The 13442-nt window shown below is 43.8% G+C and carries 5 protein-coding genes and 1 pseudogene; 4 read left to right on the top strand and 2 right to left on the bottom strand.

The genetic code is table 11. From position 1 onward, the window contains the following. Positions 1 to 37 precede the first annotated feature (37 nt). Together V7K79_RS26255 and V7K79_RS26250 are read left to right on the top strand one after the other, a co-directional pair. Positions 38 to 3352, top strand: coding sequence for a two-partner secretion domain-containing protein (locus V7K79_RS26255; protein ID WP_335051884.1), 3315 nt, complete (start codon positions 38 to 40; stop codon positions 3350 to 3352). 135 nt (positions 3353 to 3487) lie between these two features. After that, on the top strand, positions 3488 to 6049 hold the full coding sequence (locus V7K79_RS26250) for a CHAT domain-containing protein (RefSeq protein WP_335052037.1): 2562 nt from the start codon (positions 3488 to 3490) through the stop codon (positions 6047 to 6049). 169 nt (positions 6050 to 6218) lie between these two features. On the opposite strand, the pseudogene V7K79_RS26245 reads toward V7K79_RS26250, so the two are convergent. Both V7K79_RS26245 and V7K79_RS26240 read right to left on the bottom strand, forming a co-directional pair. Beyond that, positions 6219 to 6539 (bottom strand): annotated as a pseudogene (locus V7K79_RS26245) (IS4 family transposase); the annotation flags it as partial. Positions 6540 to 6637: 98 nt separating this feature from the next. After that, positions 6638 to 9817, bottom strand: coding sequence for a WD40 repeat domain-containing protein (locus V7K79_RS26240; protein WP_335051882.1), 3180 nt, complete (start codon positions 9815 to 9817; stop codon positions 6638 to 6640). 339 nt (positions 9818 to 10156) lie between these two features. Here V7K79_RS26240 and V7K79_RS26235 point away from each other — a divergent pair, with 339 nt between their 5' ends. Next, positions 10157 to 12565, top strand: coding sequence for a GH116 family glycosyl hydrolase (locus V7K79_RS26235; protein ID WP_335051881.1), 2409 nt, complete (start codon positions 10157 to 10159; stop codon positions 12563 to 12565). A 724-nt stretch (positions 12566 to 13289) separates the two neighbouring features. Further along, entirely contained in the window at positions 13290 to 13412 is a 123-nt protein-coding gene (locus V7K79_RS26230) for a hypothetical protein (protein ID WP_335051880.1), read from the top strand. Positions 13413 to 13442: the final 30 nt, after the last annotated feature.

Here is a 13442-nt window from a genome sequence, read left to right as displayed (position 1 = left end):
TTATGGGCGTTGCTGATTAGAAGCGATCGCCAAAGCGATGACACAGCCTAAAATACCCATCACCACAATCACTATACAAACTAAGCTTGATTCAACAATTGCTGTTTCTGTGGGGATGGGAATTGCGATCACTTTTTGGGCAAATTGTGCTTTTGCTCAAATTACCCCCGATAACACTCTACCCAATAATTCTCGTGTCACATTGCAGGACAACATTAGAATAATTCAAGGTGGTACCAAAGCAGGAAGTAACTTATTCCATAGTTTTGAAGAGTTTTCTGTACCAATTGAGAGTATAGCTTACTTCAACAACGCTTCAGATATTCAAAATATCATTAGCCGGGTAACGGGTAAGTCAGTATCAAATATTGATGGATTAATCCGCGCTAATGGCACAGCTAAGTTGTTTTTGATTAATCCCAATGGGATAATTTTTGGGCCAAATGCCAGCCTAAATATTGGAGGTTCATTTGTAGCAACGACTGCAAATGCTCTTGGGTTTGGCAATCAAGGTTTTTTTAGCGCTTCAAATCCGAATACTCCTCCACTGCTAACAGTCAATCCTTCAGCTTTGCTATTCAACCAAATTGCAGCTGCACCGATTCAAAACAACTCAGTAGCTCCAGCAGGATTAAATCAGTCCGGCTCTGATGCCTTTGGTCTACGTGTAGCAGATGGTCAAAGTTTGCTGCTAGTGGGTGGCAACATCAGCATGGATGGAGGAGAATTGAATGCCTTTGGTGGCCGAGTTGAGTTAGGAGGGTTAGCGTCACCTGGAAATATCAATCTTGTTTTAAATGGCGATAATCTCAGCTTGAAATTTCCTGAAAATGTGACTCATGCAGATGTATCACTTAACAATCAAGCGGGTATATTTGTGACTGGGGCTGGTAGCGGTAATATTGCAGTCAATGCCCGAAATGTAGAGATATTAGGAGGAAGTTTACTTTCTGCTGGTATCGGGGTAGGTTTGGGTACACCTGAAAGTGTTGCCGGGGATATTACCCTCAAAGCTACGGGGGAAATCAAAATTGCAGGTTCTGAGAGCATAATTCGCAATTTTGTGCGCTTGGGAGCAAAAGGCAATGGGGGTAACATAATTATCGATTCTGGTTCATTCTCATTACAAGACGGCGATCAACTTGTTACCTCAACTTATGGACAGGGGAATGCGGGGAATGTGACAGTGACTGCAAAAGATGCTGTTTCCCTTGCAGGTAATGCTGCCATCATCAGTGCAGTGGAAGCCGGAGGTGTAGGTAAGGGAGGCAACATCGACATCAATGCTGCAACACTATCACTAATTGATGGCACTCAACTGTTAACTATTGCTAGGGAAGCATTTGATACCCAACCAGCAGCAAAAGGGGATGCAGGTAATGTCAATATCAAAGTTACTGGGGAAGTTGAGATTACTGGGGAGAAAAACGGTTTTTTCAGTGCAATTTACAGCTCTCTAGAAACAGGAACAGTTGGTAATGGGGGTAACATTACCATCGATTCCGGTTCCTTCTCATTACGAGACGGTGCTAAACTTGAAGCCTCAACTTATGGAGAGGGGAATGGGGGGAATGTGACAGTGACTGCAAAAGATGCCGTTTCCCTTGCAGGTGCTGAGATATCTAGTGCAGTAGGACCAGGGGGTGTGGGTAAGGGTGGCAATATCGACATCAAAGCTGCAACACTGACACTACGAGATAGCGCTCAACTAGTAACTGCGACTAGTGGTGCATCTGCAACCCAACCCGCAGGTAGGGGGGATGCGGGGAATGTGAATGTGAAAGTTACCAAAGAAGTGGATATTGCAGATATTGTTTATATTGGTAACATTTCCACTCCTACTGGGATTTACAGCAATGTGGAAATAGGTACAGTAGGCAATGGAGGTAATATTACCATTGATGCTGCTTCCTTAAAGTTAGGAGATGGCGCTGAACTTTCTGCCGTAACTCGTGGACAAGGGAATGCAGGGAATGTGACAGTGACTGCAAAAGATGCTGTTTCCCTTGCAGGTGCTGCCATCTTCACCCAAGTGGATGCAGGGGGTGTGGGTAAGGGTGGCAATCTTGACATCAATGCTGCAACACTGACACTACAAGATGGCGCTCAACTGATAACTGTTACTAGTCCTGCATCTGATACTCAACCAGCAGGAAAAGGGGATGCGGGGAATGTGAAAGTGAAAGTTACTGGGGAAGTTGATATTGCTGGTGTGAAAAATAGTTTTTCCAGTGCGATTTTCAGCTATGTGGATACAGGTACAGAAGGGAATGGGGGAAATATTATCATTGATGCTGGTTCCTTGAAGTTACGAGATGGTGCTCTATTAAATGCACGCACTTACAATGATAGTAAGGGTGGTGATATTAGGGTGAATGCAAATGTCTTTGAAGCAACGGGTGGCGGGCAACTCACTACTACGACCTCAAGCAATGGACGTGCAGGTAAAATTACAGTCAATACTAATGACAAAGTAATTATTAGCGGTAGTGACCCTAATTACAATGACAGGGTTACTAAATTTCCTGATAACGTATTAAATATCGGTGCTAACAGTGGCTTATTTGTCAGTGCCACTGGTTCAGGAATCACAGGCGACATCGAAATTAACTCACCCAAAATTACCTTAGATAACCAAGGTCAACTCAACGCAGAATCTGCATCCGGTAACGGTGGTAATATCAACCTCAATAGCGACTTACTCTTACTCCGTCACAACAGTCAAATCTCCACTAACGCAGGTACAGAAAAATTAGGTGGCAATGGCGGTGACATCAATATCAACTCCAAATTTATCGTTGCAGTTCCCAATGAAAATAGCGATATCAGCGCTAATGCCTTTACAGGGATTGGTGGTAGAGTTGACATTACAACAAACGGTATTTTCGGTATTCTTCCGCAAAAAAGCCCAACCGAAAACAGCGACATTACAGCGAGTTCAGAATTGGGAGTGAGTGGGGAAGTAACTATCAACAGTCCAGATACTGACCCTAGTCGCGGCTTAATTCAACTACCCTCTAACCTCGTGGATGTATCCCAACAAATTACCCAAGGTTGCACTCATAGAAGAGGACAAAATGCCAGTAGCTTTATTGCTACAGGACGCGGTGGATTACCCCAAAGTCCTAATGAACCGTTGCGCGGACGAGCAGTGATTACTGGTTGGGTAGATTTGCCCGCACAAGCGACACAGAGAGTAACAGATAAATCATCTACTGCAACTATAACCAAATCTAGCGATCGCATTGTGGAGGCTCAAGGATGGATCATTGATGGTAACGGTGATATTATGCTTGTGGCTCAATCTGGGCAAAGTTCTTCTATTCCCTCTGCCATGTCTTGTAGTCAATAATTCGTTACTTCAAGATTCAAAGGAGGAATTTCGATGAAGTTCAAGAGTCATAAAAACAATCAATGGCAACGGATATGTAACGGATGTAATATATGGTTGATTCATCCCTTTAAAATCCATAAGTTGCCTGTTTTCATGCTCTTGGTTCTGGTAACAGCTTTTTTGTCCATTACTGCTTTTCCTGTTGCTGCAACTGTAGACACACAACATATCGCAACTTTTGGGCTGTCAATCCAAAATTCTACTGCACAAACACAAGACTTGCTGCAACAGGGTAAAGTGCTGTATGAGGCAGGACAATTTGCAGAAGCGGTTAAAGTTTTGCAACAAGCAGTTAAAAGTTATGGCAACCAAGGCAATGAATTGCCGCAAGCTGTAGCATTAAGTAATTTGGCATTGGCATATCAAAAAATGGGTAATTTGCCATTAGCGCAACAGGCAATTACAGATAGCTTGGAGTTACTCGAAAAATCCTCTAATTCTCAAAATCTTCAGGTTTTGGCTCCAATTCTAGATATTCAAGGTAGTATTCAGCTAGACTTGGGACAAGCTGAAAAGGCACTTAACACCTGGCAACGTGCAGAAGCCAGCTATAATCAATTAGGCGATCGCAATGGCATTACCCGCGATCGCATCAATCAAGCACAAGCATGGCAAGTTTTGGGATTTTACCGTCGGGCTTTGACAATCTTGACTCAATTACAGCAGGAGTTACAATCAAAACCTAACTCTATTACCAAAGCAGTAGAATTACGGTCGTTCGGGAATGCTCTGCAATTAGCAGGAGATTTGAATCAATCCCGTCAGGTATTACAGCAAAGTTTGTCAATTGCCCAAAAATTGGATTCTCCCCAAGATGTGAGCGCGGCTTTATTCAGTTTAGGCAACACGGCACAAGTACAGCAAGATTTTAAGGGTGCAATACAGTTTTATCAGCAAGCTGCTGCGATCGCTCCTAACCCGATTAGCAAAGTTCAGGCTCAAATAAATCAGTTGAACTTACTAGTGAACGCAAGACAAACAGCCGCCGTGCAGACACTATTGCCGCAAATCCAAACTCAACTGGCACAACTACCTGCTTCTGTAACAACTATTTATGCCCAGATTAATCTAGCTCAAAGCTTGATGAAATTTGGGACTACGCCCCAAGCGATCGCTCAAATCTGCGCCAGAGCATTGCAACAAGCTCAAGATTTGGCAGATAAACGAGCCGAGAGCTTTGCCATTGGGACTTTGGGTAGTGTATACGAACAAACTAAACAATGGTCAATTGCTCAGAACCTCACGCAACAGGCACTGAACATAGCCCAAACTATCAATGCCCCAGATATCGCTTATCGTTGGCATTGGCAGTTAGGGCGTTTATTAAAACAGCAGGGAGAAATCGAGGGCGCTATTGCCACCTATGATACTGCGATCAGTGAGTTGCAGACTCTCCGTAGTGACTTAGTAGTTGTGAATCGAGATGTCCAGTTTTCCTTTAAAGAAAGTGTAGAACCTGTATATCGAGAGTCTGTAGAATTATTGTTGCAGTTTCAGCAAACTCATCCGAGCGAATCAATCCTAGATAAAGCTAGACAGAGGATTGAAGCACTGCAACTAGCGGAATTAGACGACTTTTTTCGGGAAGCTTGCATTAATGCCAAAACTGTTTTGCTTGACACAGTGGTAGATAAAGATAATCCTACAGCCGCGATCATTTATCCAATTATTTTGCCCGATGAACTCCAGGTGATTGTCAAAATTCCTAAACAACCACTGCGTAATTATACAGTAAATAAGTCCCAAAATGAGGTAGAAGGCATTATAAGAGAACTCAAAGAGTATTTATTAGAACCCGATCGGACTGAGGAAGTGCAGGCGCTATCACAGGAAGTCTATGGGTGGTTAATCAAAGAAATTGAGTCAGATTTAAAAGATAGTGGAGTCAAAACCCTTGTATTTGTACTGGATGGAATATTGCGAAATGTACCAATGGCTATATTGTATGACGGTCAGCAATATCTGGTAGAAAAATACGCTGTAGCACTCAGCTTGGGACTTCAGTTACTCGCACTCAAACCCTTGACACAAACAAAACTCAATGTATTAGCTGCCGGGTTAGTGCAACCACCACAAGGCTTTCAACAGCAGTTTCCACCGCTACCAGAAATTAAATCAGAATTCGACTCTATTTCCCAAGCGATCGCGTCTACTACCCAGTTACTAGACCGAGACTTCAACAGCAAAAACCTAGAGAATAAGGTAAATACTGTACCATTTAACGTCTTACATCTGGCAACTCACGGTCAATTTAGCTCCAGTGTTGAGAATACTTTTATACTTGCTGATGATGGTCCGATCAACGTCACGCAATTTGATAGTCTACTGCGCCGTCGGGATCAAACTCGCTCAGAAGCTTTGGAAATGCTGGTGTTAAGTGCTTGCCAAACTGCTACTGGTGACAATCGCGCCACGCTAGGGCTAGCAGGAGCATCTGTGAAAGCTGGCGCCCGTAGTACGTTGGCTTCACTATGGCATATCAGCGATAAATCTACTGCTATCTTAATTGGTGAATTTTATCGTGAGTTAGTTAAAACTGAGGTGACAAAGGCTGAAGCCTTACGTCGTGCCCAAGTAAAGTTGTTAAAAGATTATCCTAATTACAGTCGTCCTGGTTACTGGGCACCTTATGTTTTAGTTGGTAACTGGCTTTGACAAACTTTATCCACTTATGGGTATGGTGATATAGCAAAGTGCTGAGTGCTGAGTAGAAATCCAGTTGCTTGGTGGCTTTGAGGAATTAACACTGTCCCAACTTATGTGACTACGGCTATACTTGCTCGAAAATTTGCGCAAATAATTCTATTGGCAGTGTTCTCAATCATTTTGAAACTGCTTGGGCACTCACTTCAATTCCACCTGCCCACAACAATCCTTCTGACCATAAGACTCTTTGCACTTCTCTTAATCCAGGAATCTGACGATACACTAAACTCACAACGATCGCCATCATTACGGGTAAGGTTAGTATTCTGTCGCGGAATGGTTTGTTTGCTTCCTTTTCGTACAATTTCAAGGGTTTAAAGTTGAGCGGAGATAGTAATGAGTAGATTTTTTACTCAACTTCCTCTATTGGCGGCATTGGTACTTGTTTTTGTTGCCGCAAGTCTGGGTTGACTATTCGCGCTGGACGTTTTCTTGCCATGATGTATCTCTAAGAACATCATTATTAATGCTCTTAGATTACATCTTTTACTTACTTTTTGCTTAAGTTGACACTAATGGGCATTGCCGTGCCCTTTCTTACCCACTTACTTTACTCCAAACATATTTTTGGCAGGTTTCGCAGGCGGCTTTTGCTTCCTCTGTTTGCGGATTGGTGAAGATGGGATGGTAACGTAACCTGTCACAACAGACTTGCAACCATGCACGCCAGTCACCGCGCCACAACCGCACAGTACCATCTTCACCGCCGCTAACAATCGTCTGCCCATCGGCGCTAATGGCAACGGAATAAACCCAACCCTCATGTCCAGGTAAAGGTTCAGCCAAGGGAAGACCTTGCAGGTTCCACAACCGTACTGTACCATCATCACCGCCGCTAACAATCGTCTGCCCATCGGTGCTAATGGCAACAGAATAGACCCAACCTTTATGACCACGCAAAGGTTCAGCTAAAGCAAAACCTTGACGATTCCATAAACGCACAGTGCCATCAGTACCGCCACTAACAATCGTCTGCCCATCAGCGCTAATGGCAACGGAATTGACGAAACCCTGATGACCAGGCAAAGGTTCAGCTAAGGCAAGACCTTGACGATTCCACAACCGCACAGTGCCGTCATCACCGCCACTAACAATCGTCTGCCCATCGGTACTGATAGCAACAGAATTGACATAACCCTGATGACCAGGCAAAGGTTCGGCTAAAGGTAGACCTTCACGGTTCCACAACCGCACCGTGCCGTCACTACCACCACTAACAATCGTCTGCCCATCGACGCTGATAGCGACAGAATAGACCCAACCCTGATGACCCCACAAAGGTTCAGCTAAGGGAAGACCTTGCAGATTCCACAACCGTACTGTGCCGTCAGTACCGCCACTAACAATCGTCTGTCCATCGGTACTGATAGCGACAGAATAGACCCAACCCTTATGACCATGCAAAGATTCCGCTAAGGGAAGACCTTGACGATTCCACAACTGCACCGTGCCGTCAGTACTACCACTAACAATCGTCTGTCCATTAGTGCTGATGGCGACAGACCTAACATTACCCTGATGACCACGTAAAGGTTCAGCTAAGGCAAGACCTTGGCGATTCCATAATCGCACCATACCATCGGCACTACCACTGACAATCGTCTGGCCATCGGTACTAATGGCGATAGAAGAGACATTACCCTCATGCACACGCAAAGGTTCAGCTAAGGAAAGACCTTGGCGATTCCACAACCGCACCGTACCATCAGCACCGCCACTAACAATCGTCTGCCCATTGGCGCTGATGGCAACAGAAGAGACATTACCCTCATGACCATACAAAGGTTCAGCCAAGAGAAGACCTTGCAGATTCCACAACCGCACCATACCGTCAGTACCGCCACTGACAATCGTCTGCCCATCGGCACTGATGGCAACAGAAGAGACATAATTTTTATGTCCACGCAATGGTTTAGCTAAGGGAAGACCTTGGCGATTCCACAACCGCACCGTACCATCAGCACCGCCACTGACAATTGTCTGCCCATCAGCGCTGATAGCTACAGAATAGACATTATTCTGATGACTGTGCAAAGGTTCAGCTAAGGAAAGACCTTGGTGGTTCCATAACCGCACTCTACCATCAGCACCGCCACTGACAATCGTCTGCCCATCGGCGCTGATAGCTACAGAAGAGACATTACCCTGATGACTGCGTAAAGGTTCAGCTAAGGAAAGACCTTGGCGGTTCCACAACTGCACCGTACCGTCAGCACCGCCACTGACAATTGTTTGCCCATCAGCGCTGATGGCGACAGAAGAGACATTACCCTGATGACCGCACAAAGGTTCAGCTAAGGAAAGACCTTGGTGATTCCACAACCGCACTGTACCATCAGCACCGCCACTGATAATCGTCTGCCCATCGGCACTGATGGCGACAGAAGAGACATTACCCTGATGACCACAGAAGGGAATCGAGACTCTTGCTTTATTCACCACCTGATTTAAACTGTTCTGAACTGATGCAAGAATCTGCTGGGGTAGTTTTTCTTGATTCTCTCCTATAGCTTGAATTGCCAAAACTAGACTATCTAGCGGTTGTAAGGGCAATAAATCGTCTACTCTAGCCGCTTTCTCTCGCAACTGGGATTCAGTAAGCGCCCTTTCCATCTCGGCAATCTGGTCTTTTTCATCAGTATTTTTGTACTGGTAAAAATCCTCATCTTGTTGGGGTGATTGCAATTGTTGCCAGCTATCCCTGACTTTTGCCAGTAATTCTTTTTGGATTAAATATTTGTTATCCGGCCTTTCGTTCAACCATTCTCGTCGGGTATTTTCTAATGTATCGCTCAATGGTCGCAAGTCTCGGTCTTGTTGTCGCCACTGGGCAAACTGCTGCCAACTTTTAATTAAAGCTTCATGGGCTAAATCAATCCAGACTTCTCCTTTTTCATCTTTTTCAGTAACTAATAAGCGTCCTTTAACCAATCCTGCTTCACCATCTAGCAACTCACTAAGTTGTTGCTGTTGATTGGCTTCATCACCTGCAATATTTAATAATGTGGCTTTTGGTTGGCGCTGTCGGGTATCATTTTCTCCCTCTCCCGTTCGCACTAACCGCAGAAAAATCTGCTTAATCCATTCTTTTTCTTGCTGAGTGCGTTCTTGAGTTGGATATTTTTTCTCATAATCTTGGTAGTGATAAACATTTTCTGCATGGAGATTTAACACCGCAGTTAATCCTCCCAACTTCTCATACTCTTGTTGGGTTAGTTGATGTTTCTTTTGCTCGCGTTTCTCCCAGAGTTTAGTTAAGGCAAACTCTAACAATGGCAAACTCCCTAATTCTTGTTGAAGATTTGGAAGTATTTTTAATACTCCTGCTTCTTCAACACTATGAACCTGAAGCTTGGTAGGCTTGGCGATTGTTTCCTTTAAATCAACTCCAGTTGAAGGCAGCATAACTGCTGCCTGAGTTTGAATCAGGTGAGTTAGAGAAGGATTATCTAAACAAGATTCAAGAAAATTGCCTCGTATAGTAATTACAACTGCTAACCGCGAATCATGAATTTCTACTACCCCAGTAAGTAGTTCAATAAATCTCTGCTGTTCTTCCTTATCTATACAAACTGTAAATACTTTCTCAAACTCATCTACCACCAGCAAAAATTTTTCTGTGTTAGCCACAGCCTCTGCATCATTGATGGGTTTAGTCAGGCTGGCGAAACTGTTGTCATTCTGAGCAATTTCAACCACAAGGGCATATTGTGTCATCTCTTTTATTAAAACAATTGATCAATTACCTCTGTGCTTTAAAATACCCAAATTTAATAGTGATTTACTCATTAGAGTTAAAAACTCTAAATTTAAAATTCAGTAGCGGTTGAGCAATACACGGTAGAAGGACAATATTAAATTTTTAATCACTGAGATAAGCTCTATACCTAATGATTTGCTAGTAATTACGGTAGCGATGTCTCAGGGTGGGCTACGACCAGTTAGAAAATTTCAGCTTAAGTTGACACTAATGGCCATTACTGTGCTACTACCTTGAGAAAAATCTCACATCGCGTTAGTCTTCATTGACGTAACTGCACGCTGTAACATTAAGCGATGACAAATCAACTCTCTCCAGTAATTCCCTCTTGCACTTGGAGCCGTCCTATCGGCTTAGGCTGGGATAAACCTTATACCGTTCGCTACGCAAGTAATATCGATGATGGTCCTTGGCATGGTATGCCTTTAGGCGGCTTTGGTGCAGGTTGCATCGGTCGTTCTTCACGGGGAGACTTTAACTTGTGGCACATCGACGGTGGTGAGCATACCTTCAAAAATATTCCCGCTTGTCAATTTAGTGTGTTTGAATCCAATGGTGCATCTTTTCAAGCCTATGCTTTATCTACCCAAGCGCCTGATGATAGTACTCTCAAAGCTTGGCAATGGTATCCGACAACTCCCACCACAGAAAAGACGGGTAATTATCACGCGCTATATCCACGTAGCTGGTTTGTGTATGAAAATGTATTTCAAGCACAGTTGACTTGTGAGCAATTTTCTCCAGTCTGGGCAGGCAATTACCAAGAAACTAGCTACCCTCTGGCAATATTCCTCTGGAATGCTTATAACCCGACAGATGCACCGATTACTCTCAGTATTATGCTCACTTGGCAAAATATGGTGGGCTGGTTTACAAACGCTTTCAAATCTCCGGAAGTGCGGGTGCGCGATGATGGTAGTCCGGTTTACGAATACCAACCGCGCTGGGGCGAAAGTCAAGGAAACTACAATCAGATAGTTGAAAATACACAACAATTTGGCTGTCTTTTAGGTCGGGTTAGTAGCGATGAACCTTTGCAAGAAGGCGACGGAACTTGGTGTATTGCGACCTTGAAGCATCCGCAAGTAGAAGTATTCCACCACAGCAGATGGAATCCTGAAGGAACGGGTAAGGAAATATGGGAAAGCTTTGCTAAAGATGGCTCTTTGCCCAATTATGTTGATACAACTCCAGCAACAGAGAATACACAAATCGGGGCTGCGATCGCAATCCGTTTCACTCTCCAACCAGGCGAAACTCTTGAAATTCCCTTTGTCCTCGCTTGGGATTTGCCGATCACAGAATTTACTGCTGGAGTCAACTATTATCGCAGATATACAGACTTTTTTGATAAAAGTGGAAATAATGCTTGGGCGATCGCCTCGACTGCGTTACAAGAATACCAAACCTGGCGATCGCAAATTCAAAGTTGGCAAAAACCCATTCTCGACCGGGAAGATTTACCCAATTGGTTTAAAATGGCTCTATTTAATGAGCTTTATGACCTCACCAGTGGCGGTACTCTCTGGAGTGCAGCATCAGAACTTGACCCCATCGGTCAGTTTGCGGTGCTAGAGTGCTTAGATTACCGTTGGTATGAAAGTCTAGATGTGCGGTTGTATGGCTCTTTTGCCCTGCTGATGCTATTTCCAGAATTAGAAAAATCGGTAATTCGGGCATTTGCACGGGCGATTCCTGAAGGTGATAATACTCCCCGAATCATTGGCTATTACATGACAATTAAGGCAGAAAGCCCGATTGCAGTTCGCAAAGTTGCAGGTGCAACACCCCACGATTTAGGCGCACCCAATGAACACGTCTGGGAGAAAACTAATTACACCAGTTATCAAGACTGTAATTTATGGAAAGATTTAGGTAGTGATTTTGTCTTACAAGTATACCGTGATTTTTTACTCACAGGTGCTGACGATGTAGAATTTTTGGCAGATTGCTGGAATGCGATCGTTCAAACCCTCGACTACCTGAAAACTTTTGACCTCGATGGCGATGGGATTCCGGAAAATTCTGGCGCACCCGATCAGACCTTTGATGATTGGCGATTACAGGGTGTCAGCGCCTATTGTGGAGGGTTGTGGTTGGCGGCGTTAGAAGCTGCGATCGCCATTAGCGATATTTTATTAACTTACCAGATAGGTAACACAACAAAGTTGGCGGCGCAAAAATCCACTTATGAAACTTGGTTACAACAATCCCGCCCCATTTACGATCAAAAACTCTGGAATGGGGAATATTACCGACTGGATAGTAAAAGTGGTTCCGATGTAGTAATGGCAGATCAATTGTGCGGACAATTTTACGCTCGTCTGCTGGATTTACCCGATATTGTACCGAGCGATCGCGCTCTTTCTGCTCTGAAAACTGTTTATGATGCTTGCTTTTTGAAATTCTCTAATGGTGAATTTGGTGCTGCTAATGGTGTTCGTCGTGATGGTTCACCAGAAAATCCCAAAGCTACTCATCCCTTAGAAGTTTGGACAGGGATAAATTTTGGACTGGCGGCCTTTCTCGTGCAGATGGAAATGAAGGATGAAGCGTTGAGGTTGACGCAAGCTGTAGTGCAGCAAATTTATGAAAATGGTCTGCAATTTCGCACGCCAGAAGCTATCACCGCAACTGGTACTTTTCGCGCTAGCACTTACCTGCGACCAATGGCGATTTGGGGAATTTACTTAGTTATTAATTGATTGACTATCAAAGCGATTGTAATTAACACATATAGCCGTAGTCACACAGGTTAGGAGATTTGGAAAGAGTGAAAGAAGAGAGTTAGCAATAGTTTTAACTCCTGCCTCCTGCCCTCTGCCTCCTACCTCCTGCCTCCTGTTATATATGTCATTGGTGTCAACTTCAGATGAAATCTTCTGACTGTACGAGTTTTGCCCTCTCTCCAAAATTGGCAGAGGGGAGCAAATTCTCTAGTTACCCCCATATTGGGAGAAGAAGTTAGGGTATGAGGGGAAGCAACCCTAGAACCCTTACCTTACCTAACTTCTACCTTACTGTCTTACAGCAGTTTTCATGTGGTTGAACCACATCTATCGTATGGACGCAAGACCTTGCGCCCCTATCGCGTGGTCTACCTACCTGAAAATAGCTGTAAGTTGACACCAATGACAGATATACGTCCGTACCAAATTTAACCGATCTTCATCTGAGAAAGCTGACTTTAGATTTTCGATTTTATTTTTCGAGTGTTTCCGGAAGTGAGGGAAAATTTCAGTAATGGTAAGAGTTGAAGTATTGATAATTCAACAATACTGTTTCAAAAAATGCAAATATTACTGGCTTTAGCTATAAATATTGCTAATATTTTCCAGACTACGTTCACAATCAAAAACTGGATTATCACGTGCCTATTTCTTTACTTAACTGCAAAGTTCATCAGATTGTAGCGCTGCGTGTTTGGCAATGATTAGCCAATACTACGACATACGCTTAAATCTCTACGATCTGCGTAACTTAGTGTTAGCAAACCCTACATCTACATTTTTTCAGCCTTTAGCAGAAATAGCCCAACTTTGCAGGATATGAAGTGCTATCAGTGAGGGCGAGTCTTAGTAA

Source organism: Nostoc sp. (assembly GCF_036917575.1).
In the GTDB taxonomy this organism is placed as follows: domain Bacteria; phylum Cyanobacteriota; class Cyanobacteriia; order Cyanobacteriales; family Nostocaceae; genus Nostoc.
This window is presented reverse-complemented; position numbering and strand designations above follow the sequence as displayed.